The sequence below is a fragment of the Mesorhizobium sp. CNPSo 4689 genome (genome assembly GCF_057784325.1).
In genome coordinates this window covers 1-16,474 of record NZ_JBWLUZ010000059.1, presented here as the reverse complement: position 1 = coordinate 16,474, position 16,474 = coordinate 1, and the positions used below count along the sequence as shown (strand labels likewise).

The 16,474-nt window shown below is 64.3% G+C and carries 16 protein-coding genes and 1 riboswitch; of the genes, 7 read left to right on the top strand and 9 right to left on the bottom strand.

Going from position 1 to position 16,474, the window contains the following annotated elements; all coding sequences use genetic code 11:
• Positions 1-289 precede the first annotated feature (289 nt).
• From atzF to AC04SI_RS31810, 8 genes are read right to left on the bottom strand one after another with little or no spacing between them, the layout of a single operon-like run.
• Entirely contained in the window at positions 290-2,113 is a 1,824-nt protein-coding gene (atzF, locus tag AC04SI_RS31845; RefSeq protein ID WP_488475601.1) for an allophanate hydrolase, read from the bottom strand.
• Positions 2,110-2,460, bottom strand: a complete 351-nt coding sequence (locus AC04SI_RS31840) for a cupin domain-containing protein (protein ID WP_488475600.1) — start codon at positions 2,458-2,460, stop codon at positions 2,110-2,112. The genes atzF and AC04SI_RS31840 overlap by 4 nt, the downstream gene beginning before the upstream one ends.
• On the bottom strand, positions 2,453-3,121 hold the full coding sequence (locus AC04SI_RS31835; protein ID WP_404284574.1) for a cysteine hydrolase family protein: 669 nt from the start codon (positions 3,119-3,121) through the stop codon (positions 2,453-2,455). The genes AC04SI_RS31840 and AC04SI_RS31835 overlap by 8 nt, the downstream gene beginning before the upstream one ends.
• On the bottom strand, positions 3,121-4,782 hold the full coding sequence (locus AC04SI_RS31830; RefSeq protein ID WP_404284610.1) for an ABC transporter ATP-binding protein: 1,662 nt from the start codon (positions 4,780-4,782) through the stop codon (positions 3,121-3,123). Before AC04SI_RS31830 ends, AC04SI_RS31835 begins: the two co-directional genes overlap by 1 nt.
• Positions 4,665-5,366 carry a biuret amidohydrolase gene (gene biuH, locus AC04SI_RS31825; protein WP_404284576.1) on the bottom strand — a complete coding sequence of 234 codons (702 nt, stop codon included), beginning with the start codon at positions 5,364-5,366 and terminating at the stop codon, positions 4,665-4,667. The genes AC04SI_RS31830 and biuH overlap by 118 nt, the downstream gene beginning before the upstream one ends.
• 16 nt (positions 5,367-5,382) lie before the next feature.
• Positions 5,383-6,309, bottom strand: a complete 927-nt coding sequence (locus AC04SI_RS31820; protein WP_488475599.1) for an ABC transporter permease — start codon at positions 6,307-6,309, stop codon at positions 5,383-5,385.
• Complete coding sequence (locus AC04SI_RS31815) at positions 6,309-7,427, bottom strand: ABC transporter permease (protein WP_404284580.1); 1,119 nt, start codon at positions 7,425-7,427, stop codon at positions 6,309-6,311. Before AC04SI_RS31815 ends, AC04SI_RS31820 begins: the two co-directional genes overlap by 1 nt.
• A gap of 19 nt (positions 7,428-7,446) precedes the next feature.
• A complete protein-coding gene (locus AC04SI_RS31810; RefSeq protein ID WP_488475598.1) occupies positions 7,447-8,574 on the bottom strand; it encodes a BMP family ABC transporter substrate-binding protein in 1,128 nt (375 codons plus the stop codon).
• 295 nt (positions 8,575-8,869) lie between these two features.
• Here AC04SI_RS31810 and AC04SI_RS31805 point away from each other — a divergent pair, with 295 nt between their 5' ends.
• The 7 genes from AC04SI_RS31805 to AC04SI_RS31775 all read left to right on the top strand — a co-directional run bounded on the left by AC04SI_RS31805 (position 8,870) and on the right by AC04SI_RS31775 (position 15,611).
• The gene (locus AC04SI_RS31805) at positions 8,870-9,589 is read left to right on the top strand and encodes a GntR family transcriptional regulator (RefSeq protein WP_488475597.1); all 720 of its coding nucleotides are present in this window, start codon (positions 8,870-8,872) and stop codon (positions 9,587-9,589) included.
• A gap of 593 nt (positions 9,590-10,182) precedes the next feature.
• Positions 10,183-10,298: riboswitch (guanidine-I (ykkC/yxkD leader) on the top strand.
• 100 nt (positions 10,299-10,398) lie between these two features.
• Positions 10,399-11,463, top strand: coding sequence for a putative urea ABC transporter substrate-binding protein (locus AC04SI_RS31800; protein WP_404284585.1), 1,065 nt, complete (start codon positions 10,399-10,401; stop codon positions 11,461-11,463).
• Positions 11,464-11,472: 9 nt separating this feature from the next.
• Entirely contained in the window at positions 11,473-12,381 is a 909-nt protein-coding gene (locus tag AC04SI_RS31795) for an ABC transporter permease (protein ID WP_404284587.1), read from the top strand.
• Entirely contained in the window at positions 12,378-13,187 is an 810-nt protein-coding gene (locus AC04SI_RS31790) for an ABC transporter ATP-binding protein (protein WP_404284589.1), read from the top strand. The genes AC04SI_RS31795 and AC04SI_RS31790 overlap by 4 nt, the downstream gene beginning before the upstream one ends.
• Before the next feature lie 11 nt (positions 13,188-13,198).
• Entirely contained in the window at positions 13,199-14,407 is a 1,209-nt protein-coding gene (locus tag AC04SI_RS31785; protein ID WP_404284591.1) for an agmatinase family protein, read from the top strand.
• A gap of 2 nt (positions 14,408-14,409) precedes the next feature.
• On the top strand, positions 14,410-14,946 hold the full coding sequence (locus tag AC04SI_RS31780) for a hypothetical protein (protein WP_488475596.1): 537 nt from the start codon (positions 14,410-14,412) through the stop codon (positions 14,944-14,946).
• A 47-nt stretch (positions 14,947-14,993) separates the two neighbouring features.
• A complete protein-coding gene (locus tag AC04SI_RS31775) occupies positions 14,994-15,611 on the top strand; it encodes a HupE/UreJ family protein (RefSeq protein ID WP_404284595.1) in 618 nt (205 codons plus the stop codon).
• 491 nt (positions 15,612-16,102) lie between these two features.
• Here AC04SI_RS31775 and AC04SI_RS31770 read toward each other — a convergent pair whose 3' ends face one another.
• Positions 16,103-16,456, bottom strand: a complete 354-nt coding sequence (locus AC04SI_RS31770) for a hypothetical protein (protein WP_404284597.1) — start codon at positions 16,454-16,456, stop codon at positions 16,103-16,105.
• Positions 16,457-16,474: the final 18 nt, after the last annotated feature.

Here is a 16,474-nt window from a genome sequence, read left to right as displayed (position 1 = left end):
AGCAGATTGGGACCTTGTTCGCCGACCCCATCAGGGCCAGCAGCTTCGAACGGCTGCATGAACAGGCCGGACAGAAGACTGCACCCGACCAATGCGCCAGAACAACGAATTACCTCTTGCAATACGGGAGCCATCCACAGAAGACATCGTCGGAGACCACGCTGGAGGTCGCTAGATGCAAGAAGCTGCCGTTGGCAAACCTGGCATCCACGACTCGCTTTCGCAAGCCAACAAGGTCGACCCGAATTTTGGGTTCATTCGTTTTGCGTTGGGAGACAGCGGTTCCATTTTACCGAAGGTCAGTTTGATCGGCCACTACTTGGTCGCGTCTAATAAAACTGCGCCAGCTACCATAGGCGGAGATATCGGACGCGTCTGAGAGGCCAGCGGTTTCCACCAGGAACCCCTTGGCCACGCTGCCATCCTCGAGTTCGATCGTTCCTACACCGAGCGGTGGGGGGATGGCGGCGACGAACCGTCCGAAGGCGTCCGGATCAAGCCGCCAGACCTCGACGTCTATCTGCATGCCATCGCTGGCAACCCGGACGAGGCCTGGCTTGGGCGTGGACTGGCCGGCAAGAGCGTAGAGCCGGTAGGCAGGCGTGGTTCTCGTTGCTCTCGAGAATTGGGCTCCTAGATTCCGTAGCTGGCCGTTGAGCGGCATACCCGACAGATGCGCACCGACCACCACCAAATCGATCACGCCATCGCCGGCAGTCTCGGCGGCCGGCTGGAGGCCGGGCTGCGGCCAGCCCGTGGCGCCGAGCGGAAGGCCGCTCGCCGCATGCAGCTCGCGGGCGAGCATCGCCGTCAGCGCATCTCGGCCGGCGGGCGCCAGCAGGGTGACGCTCATCGGCAGGCCGTCGCCACGTTTGCCGGTAGGCACTGCGATGCCGCACATGTCGAGTAGGTTGACGAAGTTGGTGTAGGTGCCGAGCCGGCTGTTGGTTTCGACCGGGTCGGCGAGCACAGAGCGGGTGGTGTAGTGCTTCGGCGCGGTCGGCACACAGAACAGGTCAACCGAGGCGATGACCGGGGCGAGCTTCGCCTTGTAGGCCTGTAAGGCATAGAGGCCGCGAAAGGCGTCCACCGCCGACAGGTTCCTGGCGCCGCCGATGATCTTGCGCGTCACCGGATGCATGGCCGCTTCGTTGGCCTCCATGAAATCGCGGATCGCCGCATAGCGCTCGACCACCCAGGCGCCCTCGTAGAGCAGGTTGGCGGTGGCGTAGAAATCACCGAAGGGGATTTCGACCAGCCGGCAGCCGAGTCGCGACAGCATGCCAAGCGAGGCCTCGAAGCCGGCTTTCATGGCCGCATCGCCGAAGAATTTGAGGTCCGCTTTTGCAGGCACGCCGATGCTCAGCACCGGCGGGCGCGCGGCAAGCGGCTGGACGGCGATGTCGCGCGAATAGGCATCGGCCGTATCGCGCGCCGCCGCGACCGAGAACACCCTGTAGGCGTCGTCGACGGTCAGCGCGAACACCGAGACGCAATCGAGCGTGCGGCAGGCCGGCACGACACCAGTGGCCGACAGTCCGCCGACGGTCGGCTTCAGCCCGACGATGTTGTTGAGGCCGGCCGGGATGCGACCGGAGCCGGCGGTGTCGGTGCCGAGCGCGAAGGAGACGATGCCGCGCGCCGTCGCCACCGCCGAGCCGGATGAAGAGCCGCCCGGCACCAGCTCCGGGTCGATGGCGTTGCGCGGGATCGGCCACGGCGTGCGCACGCCGACAAGGCCGGTGGCGAACTGGTCGAGATTGGTCTTGCCGACGACCAGCGCGCCGGCCGCCTTGAGCCGCGCCACCACGGTGGCGTCCTTGTCGGGCCAGTAGGTGTATTCGGCGCAGGCCGCCGTCGTCGGCATGCCGGCAACGTCGATGTTGTCCTTGACGGCGAAAGGAATGCCCCAAAGCGGCTTTGCCACGGGATCGAACGGGCCGAGTGTTTCGGCTGCGGCAAGCAAATCTTCTTTGGGCGCAAGGTGGATGAAGATGCCCGGATCATCAGCCACCTTGATGCGCGCATAGACAGTGTCGATCACCTCCGCGACGCCGGTGCCGGCCCGATACGTGCTGTGCAGGCGTCCGATGTCGAAGTGGATATCGCTCATTTCGTCTCCCCCGGAATGATCACCGGCAGGTCCCACTGGATCAGCACGACGCAGCCGTCCTTCGTCCACACCGAATGCTCGGTGCCGACCGGATTGAGGATAACGCTGCCGGCAGGATAGTCGCCGTTCTCGTCGCTCTGGGTGCCTTCCAGCACGACGATGGTTTCCAGCCCGACATGGCGGTGGCGCGGCACGCCGGCGCCGGGCCGGTATTTCAGAATCGCGACCGACGGCTCGACCGGCCCGCCCTTGAGCAGCCAATGCACCGTGATGCCGTCGCGGAAATATTCGAACGCCAGATCGTGCCAGCCGCCGTCGAGCAGGCCAGCAAAAGCAAGATTAGGCATTGGCAATTCCCTCGAGCACCTGGTCGGTCGTCGCCGTCCAGCCGACGATGGCGTCTTGCGCGTTGATCATGGCGATCGCCGCCGCCTTGAACTCGGGAAAGTAGCTCTCCGTCGCGTCCTCGGCGAGCAGGCACTCATAGCCGCGGTCGTTGGCCTCGCGCATTGTCGTCTGCACGCAGACTTCGGTCGTTACCCCGGCAAAGACCAGGTGCTGTACGCCGAGCCGCTTGAGGTCGTCGCCGAAGCTGGTCGCGTAGAATGCCCCCTTGCCGGGCTTTTCGATGACGATCTCGCCGGGCATTGGCGCAAGCTCGTCGAGGATCGCCGTGCCAGGCTCGCCGGCGATCAGCACGCGACCCATCGGACCGGCATCGCCGATGCGGATCGACGGATTGCCGCGATTGCGCTTGGCCGGCGGCAGGTCGGAAAGGTCGGGCTTGTGGCATTCCATGGTGTGGATCACCGGCAGGCCGGCGGCGCGAAAGCCTTCGATCAGCCTCTTCACCGTCGGCACGATCGCGGTCACCCGGCTGACGTCGTTGCCAAGGCTGGCGCCGAAGCCGCCCGGCTCGGCGAAGTCGCGCTGCATGTCGATGACGACCAGCGCCATAGTGTTCGGCTTGAAGGCGAATGGAAACGGCTGCGCTGCGATTTCAGCCATCAATGATGTCCCGCCATATGCTCGCCGATCGTCTGCACGCTCGCCTGCGCGATCGGGGTCTCGTAGACCAGCGCGCCGTCGGACATGACGAAGATGCGGTCGGAGAGTTCGAGCAGTTCGTCGAGGTCCTCCGACATCAGAAGGACGGCGGCACCGGCATTGCGCGCCTTCATGATGCGGGCGCGGATTTCGGCGACGGCCGAAAAGTCGAGGCCGAAGCACGGGTTGGAGACGATTAGCAGATCGACCTCGCCGGTGAGTTCGCGAGCGAGCACGGCGCGCTGCACATTGCCGCCCGACAGCGAGGCGATCGGCGAGGACAGCGAGGCGGTCTTGACCTTGAACTGCTCGACCAGGCGGGCGCTGAACGTCCTGATGGTACCGGTGCTGATCCAGCTCACCGGCTTGCCATTGCCGTCAATGTCGAAGGTGCGGAAGGAGATGTTCTCGGCCACCGTCATCTTTGGCGCGCAGGCGTTCTTCAGCGGTTCCTCAGGGATGAGGCGGACATTGAGCGCGCGCGCCTCGGCGCGCGTTGCCGCATAGGCGGTGCCGCGCACCATGACTTCGCCGGCATCGCGCGGGCGCTGCCCGGCCAGCACTTCGAGGAATTCCTTTTGGCCGTTGCCGGAAATGCCGGCGATGCCGACGATCTCGCCGGAGCGAACGCCGAGATCCTCGACGCGGATCGACTTCAACCCGGTGCGGTCCGGCGCTTTCAATGCTTTGACTTTGAGCACGATCTCGGCGTCCGGCATCGGCTCGGCGCGGCTGTCGAGGGCGGCGATCGGCTGGTCGCCGATCATCATCGCCGCCATCTGCCTGTGGTCGAGGTCGGTGACGCGGCCGGTGCCGGTCAGCCTGCCCTTGCGCAGCACGCTGACGTCGTCGGCGAACGCCGTCACCTCATGGAACTTGTGCGAGATCATCAGCACCGTGAGGTCGCCAGCCCTGGTCATGGCGCGCACCAGGCCCAGTACCTCCTGCGCCTCGCCAGGCGTGAGCACCGATGTCGGCTCGTCCAGCACCAAGAAGGAGCGACCGAGATAGAGTTGCTTGACGATCTCCAGCTTCTGCTTCTCGCCGGCGGCAAGCTCGGCCACCTTGACGTCGAGCGGCAGCTTGAACGGCATCCGCTCCATGAACTGTGCGAGCGCGGCGCGCTCCTTGCGCCAGTCGATGACCCCAGGCACTTTTTCGCGCGAAATGACCAGGTTCTCGGCACCTGTCAGCGACGGCACCAGCGTAAAATGCTGGTAGACCATGCCGAGGCCGAGCGCGGAGGCATCCCTGGGGCTGGCGATCGTTACCTCGCGGCCGTCGATGATGATGTCCCCGGAGGTCGGGTGGTAAAAACCCATCATGCATTTGACCAGCGTCGACTTGCCGGCACCGTTCTCGCCGAGCAGCGCGTGGAAGGAGCCGGCCGGCACCTTGACCGAGACATCGTCGAGTGCGGTGAAGGCGCCGAAGCGCATGGTCATGCCGATGGTCTCGACGCCGACCGCCTTCATGCGGGTGGTTGGGCTCATCCCCTGTCTCCTCACGGCAGCTGGGCGACGAGCGCGGCCGAGTTCGACACCGCGCCGAACACGCCGCCCTGCATCTTGATCATCTTGATGGCGGCGAGGTGATTGCCATAATCGGTGGCGCCGCAGCAATCCTCCAGCATCACGCATTCGAAGCCGCGGTCATTGGCCTCGCGCATGGTGGTGTGGACGCAGACATCGGTGGTGATGCCGGTCAGAACGATGTTGTCGATGCCGCGCTGGTTGAGGATCAGCTCCAGATCGGTGGCGCAGAAAGAGCCCTTGCCCGGCTTGTCGATGATCGGCTCGCCCTCGGCCGGATAGAGATCGGGGATGATGTCCCAGCCAGGCTCGCCGCGCACCAGGATGCGCCCGCAGGGCCCGGGATCGCCGATGCCGGCATTGATGCGGCGCGAGCGCCAGCGCTTGTTGGCCGGCAGGTCGGCGAGGTCGGGTCGATGGCCCTCGCGGGTGTGGATGATGGTGTAGCCCTTCTCGCGCATCGCCGACAGCACCGACTTGATCGGCTCGATCGGGGCGCGGATCAGCGACAAATCGTAGCCCATGTGGTCGACATAGCCGCCCGGTCCGCAGAAATCGGTCTGCATATCGATGATGATCAGCGCCGTGTTGTCGGGCCTCAGATCGCCATTGTAGGGCCACGGGTAGGGATCGGCGTCGATATATCGCTGGGTGATCCCGGCTCTGGCGTTCATGGCAAAACCTCCGGTCTCATTTGGTGATCGACAGTTCGCCCGGCGCGCCGGCGAGCGAGCGGCTCGGCGACGAGGTGGCAATCATGATGACGAGGGTGAGGATGTAAGGGGCGGCGTAAAAGAGGTAGTAGCCTTGCGTGACGCCGACCGACTGCAGTGAGGGGCCTAGGGCGCCGGCGCCGCCGAACAGAAGGGCGGCGGCAAAGCAGCCGAGCGGGTTCCAGCGCGCGAAGATGACCAGCGCCACCGCCATCAGCCCTTGCCCCGACGAGATGCCTTCGGTCCAGCTGCCGGGATAGTAGAGCGACAGATAGGCGCCTCCGATGCCGGCCAGCGCGCCGCCGACGCCGGTGGCGGCGAGCCGCACCGTGTTCGGGTTGAGGCCCATGGCGCGCGCCGCGTCGGAACTGTCGCCGACGACGCGCAGGATCAGGCCGGCGCGGGTGTTGCGGAAGGCCCACCACAGGAACACCGCCAGTGCGGCGCCGATCAGGAACAGCACGTTGACGTCAAGTGCCGCCTGCACCTGCGGAATGTCCGACCAGGCACCGAAGCGAATGGCCGGCAGGTCGGGCGCCGAGGGCTGGATGAACGGCTTGCCGAAGAAGAAGGCCAGGCCCGAACCAAACAGCATCAGGGCAATGCCGATGGCGATGTCGTTGACCTTCGGGAATTTGCAGATCCAGCCGTGGAACAGGCCGAAGCAGAGGCCTGCGAAGGCGGCGGCGATGAGGCCGAGCCAGGGCGAGCCGGTCATCACCGCGATCGCATAGGCGCTCATGGCGCCGAACACCAGCGTGCCTTCGAGGCCGAGGTTGATGCGGCCGGAGCGTTCGGTGATGGCTTCGCCGAGCGACACGAAGATGAAGGGCGTCGAAACGCGGATGGCGCCGCCGAGGATGGCGAGCGGCACGCCCCAGAGGCCGATCCCGGTGGCGTCCATCAGCTGCTCCTTTGCCAGAGGTCGGGATTGAAGGCCTTGAAGCGGCCGTAGAGGGTCTCGCTGAACAGGATGACGACGAACAGCATACCCTGCAGCACCAGCACGGTGGCGTCGGGCAGGTCCATGCGGCGCTGGATCAGCCCGCCGGACGCATCGATGCCGCCAAGCAGGAAGGCGACCGGGATGATGGCCAGCGGATTGTGGCGGGCGAGGAAGGCGACGAGGATGCCGGTATAGCCATAGCCGGCGGCGAGCGAGGCGTTGGCGCTGCCCTGCACGGCCGCGACCTCCAGCATGCCGGCGAGGCCTGCGAAGGCGCCGGCCAGCCCGGTGAAACCGACGATCAGCGAGCCGACGGCGAGCCCCTGCACCTGGGCCGCCCTGACATTGCCGCCGGCGATGCGTGCGGCAAAGCCCCAGCGGGTCTTTTCGATCAGCACCCAGGACAGCATGCAGGCGACGACGCCGACGGCAAGGCCCCAATGCACCTCCATGCCCGGCATGTTGCCGATGCGGTAGATCTCGGCCAGCGGCTGGGTCGAGGGCTTGTTGAGCGAGGCCGGGTCACGCAGCGGTCCTTCGACCAGCTGGTTCATCAGAGCGATGGCGATATAGGCCATCAGCAGGCTGGAGATGGTCTCGTTGACGGCGCGGTAATGGCGGAGCGCGCCGACGGCACCGATCCAGATGCCGCCGGCGGCCATGCCCGCCACGCCCATGACGAGAATGACGATGAAGGAAGGGGCGCCGCTGAGCGCCGTGCCGGCTGCCGCAGCGGAGACGCCGCCGAGCACGATCGCACCCTCGCCGCCGATGACGACGAGGCCGAGCCGGGCCGGCAGCGCCACGCAGAGCGCCGCTAGCAGCAAGGGAGCGGCACGCGACAGCGAGTTCTGGACCGAGAACCACGAGCCGAAGCCGCCGCGCCACATCGTTTCATACAGCTGGATTGGCGATTTGCCGACAGCCAGGATGAACAGGCTGAACAGCACCATGCCGACGATCAGCGCCACGATCGGAATGACGAAGGCTTCCGCCCGCCGGGCGATCCATTCGAGCGCCGCCGGATACCCCCTGGCACCGAACGTCGCTGGCGCGCCTGCCACCGTGTCTGTCATATTGCCGCCTCCGTCCGGTTCAGGCGGTCGAGCCGACGACGCCCTCGACGAGATAGTCCATGCTTTCGAGCTCGATGGCGGTCTCGGCGAATGCCTGGCCTTCGGTTGCGACGACGATGCCCTTGTTGCTCTTCAGCGGGCCCTTGATGACGGAGAAGCCGCCCTTCATCATTTCGGCCAGCGTGGCGTCGAACTGCTTGCGCGCCGGCTCGGAGACGGCGGGGCCGAGCGGGCTCATCTTGACGAAGCCGTCGGCCAGTCCGCCGCGGGTGAAATTGGGCAGCGGCTTGCCGGCGATGAGGTCGTCGACGAACATCTTGTAGACCTTGGCCCAGTTCCATTCGGCGCCGGTCAGGTATTTCTCGGGCGACAGCGGGCTCTGGTTGGCGTGGTAGCCGCAGACGAACGCGCCGCGGCCGGCGGCGGTCTCGACGACCACCTTGGGACTGTCGACATGGCAGGTGATGACATCGGCGCCCTGGTCGACCAGCGCGTTGGTGGCTTCCGCTTCCTTGACCGCCAGCGACCACTCGCCGGTGAAGATCACCTGGCAGGTGATGGTCGGGTCGACCGAGCGCGCGCCAAGCAGGAAGGAGTTGATGTTGAGCAGCACCTGCGGGATCGGCTTGGCGGCGACGAAGCCGAGCTTCTTGGTCTTCGAGGTGTGGCCGGCGACGACGCCGTTCAGATACTGGCCCATGCCGATATAGCCGAAATAGGAGCCGGCATTCATCGGATGCTTGTCCTTGTTCCACATGCCGCCGCAATGGCGAAACTGGACGTCGGGGAATTTCGCGCACATGGCGAGCATGTGCGGATCGAAATAGCCGAAGGAGGTCGGGAATATCAGCGAGGCGCCGTCGAGGTTGATCATCGATTCCATTGTCTTCTGGACGTCGACCGTCTCGGGGACGTTCTCCTCCTCGACGATCGAGAGGCCTTCGATGCCCTTCAACGACGCTGCCCCTTCGGCATGCGCCTGGTTGTAGCCGTAGTCGTCCTTCGGGCCGACATAGATGAAGCCGACGGTGGCGGTGGCGGCGAAGGCGCGGCCGATGGGAAAGGATGCCGAGGCCAGGCCGAGCGCGGCTCCGGCGGCGGACGTCTTGAGCAACTGGCGGCGGCTAAGCATGAATCTGTCGGTCATCTCTTATGCTCCCCTGTAGGACCCTTTTCCGGGGTCGGTTGATGTCTTCTTCAGGAAAGTGCATGCAATTGCTATGCCAATTGGGTTTGGTGCAATTTATTGAACAAAATCAGTTACGCTATCAAAATCGTTTGCTCATGGAGCGGGCAATTGCATGCACTTTTTGCCTTGAAAACAGCCAGTTTGACAGGCGGATTAAAATTGAGGCATAGAGAGCTATATCGAGTCGAGCAAGCCGACGGGCCGACCGACTCCACAAGAAGACGACGGAGGAAATTTGTCGGGGAAGCGTAGCTTGATCAGGTCGGGCACGACCGTCGATCAGATGGTGAGGGCGATCGGCGACCGGATCGTCACCGGCTTCCTGCGCCCCGGCGAAAAGCTCGACGAGGCCTCGCTCGCCGCCCGCTTCGACGTGTCACGCACGCCGGTCAGGGAGGCGCTCGGCCAGCTCAGCGCCATGGGCCTAGTCGAAAGGCGGCCGAACCGGGGCGCCATTGTCGCGGTGGTGACGCAGGAGCATCTCGCCTCGATGTTCGAGAGCATGGCCGAACTGGAGGCGATCTGCGCCCGCTTCTCGGCCGAGCGCATGACCAGCGGCGAGCGCCGCTCGCTCGAGATCGAGCATCAGGCTTCGGCACGGCTGGTGCAACTGGGCGCCGAAGAGGACTACGAATATTTCAACACCGAGTTCCACACCCGGCTCTATCGCGGTGCTCACAACACCCATGTCTATGAGATGACCACCATGACACGCAGCCGGCTAGCGCCCTTCCGGCGCGCGCAGTTCATGCTGCCGGGGCGTCTCGCTAAATCCTGGCAAGAGCATGACGCCATCGTCACCGCGATCATGCGCGGCGATGGCAATGCCGCTGGCAAGGCTGCCAAGGATCACGTCTCCATCGTCAGCGAAGCAAGCGCTGTCTTTGCGCTCGGCGAGCAGCCGAAGGGCGCAAGGGACGACAATGCCGGTCACTGCCAGCTGACGAGCAACGCTTGCGAACGACAGGACTAGTCCTTAGGTCTCGTCGATCTCAGCGCCGGCGGTCGTCGGCGCTCTAGGAAGAACGGCGTATAAACCGCAGTCCCGCGCGGCGAGCAACAGCGAACGGTTGTCGCGCGTGGGACGAAGGAAATTCGCCCCCGGCCGCGGGCGGTGAACGGGACAGACGTAGGAGCGTCAGCATAGCGCCGGCCGCAGGACGGGACGCGGGACCGACTGTCCCCGCCCGCCGTGGTCCGCCTTCACGCCAGCTCGAACCTCAAGCTTCGTCGTTGAGTTCACCACCGCACAAGGTGCAAGCGGCCTAATTTGTCCAGTTGGCTGGGATCGATCTCTTCTATAAAGCATTGTTTTTATTGCCTTTACCCACCTCCGATTTGTATCACAATAGGTGCCACAATATGTAGCACATTCTCCGCGACTTTCACGTGTGCATACATTTTCCACCATTGTTCTCCGAATGGGCGTCGCCAAATACTGCCTAATCGGTCAGCGTTGCGATGTTTTTTGCGGCATCAGCATGACGCGACTGCCTTCAAATCGGGAGAAAAGCCGCCTCAGAGCGGTATCGCTGGACTGGCACGCCCCTTGCTTGGTTGCTTAACGTGCAGAGCGTCTAGGGTTCCGGCCGTGTCGATCACGGCGCTGGTCCAAGAGACGCGACCGCCAGGGATGCATTGAGGCATCCGGCGGAACACGGCGGGCCAAAATCCCGGGAGAACCCTGCACGGGTTTGCTGGCGCGAACCTCTCCCGGATGCGCGCTCCGTGAACCCCCAACAAACGTCCGGCCGCAATCCGGATCGCAAACAGGGGTACGCAATGCTTCGCAAGCTGGCCGCAATCATCCTCGCCGCGTCACTCAGCCTTCCCTTCATTCCGGCCGCGCAGGCGGCTCCCAAGAAAGACTTCAAGATCTGCTGGTCGATCTATGTCGGCTGGATGCCGTGGGGCTATCTCTCCGACAGCGGGATTATGAAGAAATGGGCCGACAAATACGGCATCAATGTCGAGATCACCCGCATCAACGACTATGTCGAGAGCATCAACCAGTACACGGCCGGCGGCTTTGACGGCTGCTCGATGACCAACATGGATGCGCTGTCGATCCCGGCCGGCGGCGGTGTCGACACGACCGCCTTGATCGTCGGCGACTTCTCCAACGGCAACGACGCGGTCATCCTCAAGGACAAGTCAGCACTCAAGGACATTACCGGCCAGAAGGTCAATCTCGTCGAACTCTCGGTCTCGCACTATCTGCTGGCGCGCGCGCTGGACACGGTCGGCCTCGCCGAGAAGGACATCACGGTGGTCAACACTTCCGATGCCGACATGGTCGCCGCCTACGGCACCAGCGACGTCACCTCCGTCGTCACCTGGAATCCGCTGGTCTCGGAAATTGTTGCCATGCCGGGCGCCCACAAGGTGTTCGATTCGATGCAGATCCCCGGCGAGATCATCGACCTGATGGTCGTCAACACCGCAACGCTGAAGGACAATCCGGCCCTGGGCAAGGCGCTTGCCGGTGCATGGTATGAAGCCATGGCGCTGATGACATCGGGCACGCCCGAAGGCAAGGCGGCCAAGGAAGAGATGGCCAAGGCATCGGGTACGGATCTTGCCGGCTTCGATGCGCAGCTTGCATCGACGGCGATGTTCTTCGAGCCGGCCAAGGCGGTGGACTTCACGAACGGCGCCGAATTGCCGAAGACCATGGATCTGGTCCGCAACTTCCTGTTCAGCCACGGCATCCTCGGCACCAATGCGCCGAGTGTCGACATGATCGGCATGAGCTTCCCCGACGGCTCCACGCTGGGCGACCCCAACAACGTCAAATTGCGTTTCGATCCGGCCTACATGGCCCTGGCGGCGGCTGGAACGCTCTAGGGGCGCGACATGCTGGCCAGAGGAACCGGCACCGTGAATGCTGTGCCCGAGGCGAGGGCCGAAGTCGCGCGCCCGCCCCCGCGCAGGCGGAAAGCGCGGCTTCGCCTGATCAACGCGACGGTCTCGCGAGGCGGAGCCCTGTTCCTTGGTGCCTTGCCGTTTGCCGCCGTGGCGATCGCCTATCTTTTCGCATCGGCGCAAAGACTCGCCGTCAATCCCAGCGACAAGCTCCTGCCCTCCCCGGCACAGATGTGGTCGGCTTTCCTGGATCTTGCCACGGTTCCAGACAAACGCTCGGGCGACCTCATCCTGTGGGCAGACACTTTTGCCAGCCTGGTCAGGCTGTTCGCAGGCGTCGGCGTGGCGGCGCTCACCGCCCTTTGCCTCGGCGTCGCCATCGGCTTCATCCCGCGTGTCAGGGCTTTTCTGCTACCCTTCGTCACCGTGGTCTGCGTTATCCCGCCACTGGCGCTGCTGCCGATTCTGTTCATCGCACTCGGCCTCGGCGAAACGGCCAAGATTACCTTGATCGCTCTCGGTGTCGCCCCGGTCATGGTGCGCGACATCGCCAACCGGGTGATGGAGCTGCCGCCCGAACTCGTCGCCAAGGCGCAGACGCTCGGCGCCAACAGCTGGACCATGGTGCTGCGGCTGGTGCTGCCGCAGGTCACGCCGCGCCTCATCACCTGCGTGCGGCTGGCGCTTGGACCGGCCTGGCTGTTCCTGATCGCGGCGGAAGCCATCGCCTCGACCGAGGGGCTGGGCTACCGCATCTTCCTCGTCCGCCGCTATCTGTCGATGGACGTCATCCTGCCCTATGTCGCCTGGATCACGCTGCTTGCCGTCATTACCGACTGGCTGCTGGTGCGGCTCTCGCACGCCATCTCACCCTGGGCTCATCCGGTGCAGAACCAATGAGCCGCATCGTAGTCCATGGACTGGAGAAGAGCTACGGCGATGTCCGCGTGCTGGAGCGGGTCAACGTCACCGCCGAGCCGGGCGAATTCCTGTCGCTGGTTGGCGCCAGCGGCTGCGGAAAATCGACCTTCCTGCGCATCCTGCTCGGCCAGGAACAGCAGAGCGGCGGCAAGGTCGTTGTCGGCGACCAGCCGATCGTGCCGGAGCCGACGCCGCAGCGCGGCATCGTCTTCCAGCGCTATTCGGTGTTTCCGCATCTGACCGCCCTGCAGAACCTGCTGCTTGTCGAGGATTTTCGCTCTGGCGGGCCGTTTGGCCGCGTCTTCGGCGCCAGGCGCAGGAGCGCCAGACAAGAGGCCGAAACCATGCTGGAACGCGTCGGCCTCGCCCATGCGCGCGACCTCTATCCGGCATCGCTCTCGGGCGGCATGCAGCAGCGGCTGGCGATCGCCCAGACCTTGCTTGGCCGGCCGCAGATCCTGCTTCTCGACGAGCCGTTCGGCGCGCTCGATCCCGGCATTCGCGTCGAGATGCACGAACTGCTCACCGAGCTCTGGAGTGAGCACGGCATGACCGTCGTCATGGTCACCCACGATATCGGCGAAGCCTTCAAGCTCGGCACCCGTGTGCTCGTCTTCGACAAGGTCCGCCACGACCCCCAGTTCCCGTCCGCCTATGGCGCGACGATCACCTACGATCTGAAGCTCGACCGCAAGAACCGAGCTTGCTCACGAGACGTGGCCAAAGTGGCCGCGATGGTCGGGACGACCCGACTGGATAGCGCAATCGCGACGACGGCGTCGTGAAGGAGGTTTTCATGCACAGAGACAGTCCAGAACGCCGGCATCGCCGCGCCGGGCTCACCGACCGCCAGCCCCGCCAGCGTTTCCACCACCCGAACTTCGAGATCCGCGACATGCAGGGCTGGAAGGCGATCGAGGCGGAAGGCAAGCTGCCCGAGGACGGCTGGCGCAAGGAACAGAAATGGGCGCTGGATATGGGCCTGCCCGGATCGGATTCGATCATCGACAAATCGATCCCGACATTCGCACGCGGTGAGCTGCCGCATTTCGCCGGCATCAACACCTTCCTCAAGGCGCCCTATGTCGAGAACGTCCGCGACGTCGGCAGGTATGACGCAGCCGTGATGGGCATTCCTTTCGACAGCGGCACCACCTACCGGCCGGGAACCCGCTTCGGTCCGCAAGGCATCCGTCGCATCTCGGCGCTCTACACGCCCTACAATTACGAGCTCGGTGTCGACCTGCGCGAGCAGATGACACTGTGTGACGCCGGCGACGTTTTCACGATTCCGGCCAATCTCGAAAAGAGCTTCGACCAGATCACCAAGGGCGTCAGCCATGTCGCTTCGTCGGGTGCGCTGCCGATCATGCTGGGTGGCGACCATTCGATCGGATTTCCTTGCGTGCGCGGCATTGCCGACGTGACCTCCAAGCGCATCGGCATCATCCATTTCGACCGCCACATCGACATCCAGGAAAAGGATCTCGACGAGCGCATGCACACGACGCCGTGGTACTGGGCGACCAACCTGCCGAACGTCTCGGCCACCAATCTGGTGCAGCTCGGCATCGGCGGCTGGCAGGTGCCCCGCTATGGCGTGGCCGAGGCGAGGAAGCGCGGCACCAACGTGCTGACGATTTCCGACATCGAACAGATGGGGCTGGAGAAGGCGGCGGAAATCGCGCTCGAACTGGCATGGAAGGATACCGACGCGGTCTACATCTCCTTCGATGTCGACAGCATCGATTGCGGTTTCGTGCCCGGCACGGGTTGGCCGGAGCCCGGCGGCTTCCTGCCGCGCGAGGCGCTGAAGCTGCTCGGGCTCGTCTCGGCGCCCGGCATCTGCGGACTGGAAGTGGTCGAGGTGTCGCCGCCCTACGACACCTCCGACATCACCGCGCTGTTCGGCGTGCGGGTCGTCGTCGAGGCGCTCGGCTCGATGGTCGCGCACGGCAATCTCGGCAAGCACAAATCCATCATCGACAAGCCGACGAGCTTTTGACCATGCACGACGATCATCATCACCACGGCCATGACCATGGCGACGGCCACCATCACGGGCCGAATGGTCACCACCATCCGCACCCTGTCGGCCACAACGGGCCGACCGGCAAGCCGTTGCAATGGCAGACGCCGCATCTGCCGCACGACCATGCACACGAACCTGCCGACCCGCGGACGACGGATCCCGATCTCGTCGAAATCGCCTTCCTCGAAGGCTTTGCGCGGGCGCCCGACCCCTCCAGTTTCCTGCGTCTCGCCGGGATTCCGTTCGTCGGCGAAACCGCCGACGGTATGCGGCTGCATCTTCTGCGTGTCGAGACGCAGGACATGGTCGATGTCGGCGCCGTCATGCCGCTGATCGGCGGTGGCGGCGTCACCTATCACCCGCTGCCCGCGAAACTGACGTCGCACCGGCGTCGCCTGGCCTTCGTCTACCATGACGGCACCGGGCAAAAACCCCTCGACTTTGGCCAGGCGCGGTTTTTGGCCGACAGATCCGAAGCCGCGCAGATCGCCATGCCAGGGTCCGGACAATGAGCCCCGGCTTCGAACCGATCACTCGCCTTTCAAACAGGTCCAGAACGATGAAAACAACACTTTTGATTCTCGGCAGGCTCACCCCGGCAGCCTTGTCCAGGCTTGCCCTGACCGTCCCCGCGGTCCTCGCGCCGTCATTGGCCTTCGCCCATAGCGGCGGTTTTCATGTCCACGGCTTAATGAGTGGCCTTGAACACCCGCTGGCCGGCATCGACCATCTGCTTGCCATGATGGCCGTCGGCATCATCGCCGCCCGGACCGGCGGCAAAGCCATCGTCGTCGTGCCGTCGCTTTTTGTCGCGACGATGATCGCTGGCGCGCTGCTGGGCATCGCCGGGATTGGCTTGCCATCGCTTGAGTCCGGCATCGCTTTGTCGCTGGTTGTCTTCGGCGCCATTATGGCGCTCGCCAGACCGTTGCCTCTGGCGGTGGCCGCGTCGCTGGCTGCCCTTTTCGGGCTCTTCCACGGCAATGCCCACGGCCTCGAAACTCCCGAGACGGTCAGCGGCATCGCCTACGCGGTTGGCTTCGTGGTCGCCACTTCGGCTCTGCACACGAGCGGGGCGTTGGCTGCCCTGACGCTTCGGCGCTGGCCGAAGGCCATCCGCACGGCAGGCGTCGGCACCTCATTGGTTGGCGTGGCACTTGCGGCACAGATCATCTGAACGGGCAGCCGACGTATCGGCAACGAACAGGAGGGCAAGGCATGATCAAGCGACTGACCGTTTGGCAGCGCATTCGAACCGTGCTGTACCAGATCCTGAAGGTCCGGGCCGAGCGACTCTGATCGCATCCACTCGAACAGAATCTACCCGCGAATGGCTGACCCCTTTCGCGGGCTTGCGGCGGGACGCGAGGGCGCACGAGGATGGTCGGCGCGATTGCCGCATGGAATCAGTGCGGACGCCCGCGCGAATAGAGGTTGCCCATTATAAGCATTTTTTGGCAGATTCTCCCTGGCGGGACATGTCGCACCGATCGGATGCGCGCGGAGTTCACGAAGGCGCTGACGACGCATGATGTCGAATGCGAAATCGTTCGTGCGCTTACCCATGACATCAAGCCGGGAGCGCTTCTGACATGGATCAGGGAACGACTGCCCTTGGGCCGACAGCGGACAGACGGCTTTTGACATCAGAAAGCGGCAAGCGGAGTTTCAAGTCATCGTAGGGTCGGTGAGGAAGGGCATGATATCCACGCCGTCTCCCGGGAAGACGGTGAAATGCGGGTGGTTCTCAAACAGGCGGGCGGCAGCCTCGATGGTATCGGCCTCGATGACAATGTAGCCGCAGAAAGGGTTCACGGCGTCGGCGGTGCCGTCCTTTGTAACGCGCGTCGTTCTGCCGACCATACCGCCGCGATCAGGGAAGAGTGCGGCATTTCTCTCCTCCCAGTCCGCCCACTGCTGCAATCCGACGCTATCAATCGCATCTTGCTCGGGCTTGGGCAGGCTGCGAAAGCGGGCAAGGTCTTCGGGCTTCATCGTGTAGACGGCAAGAAAGCGGGGCATACAGCGAACTTCGGGCTG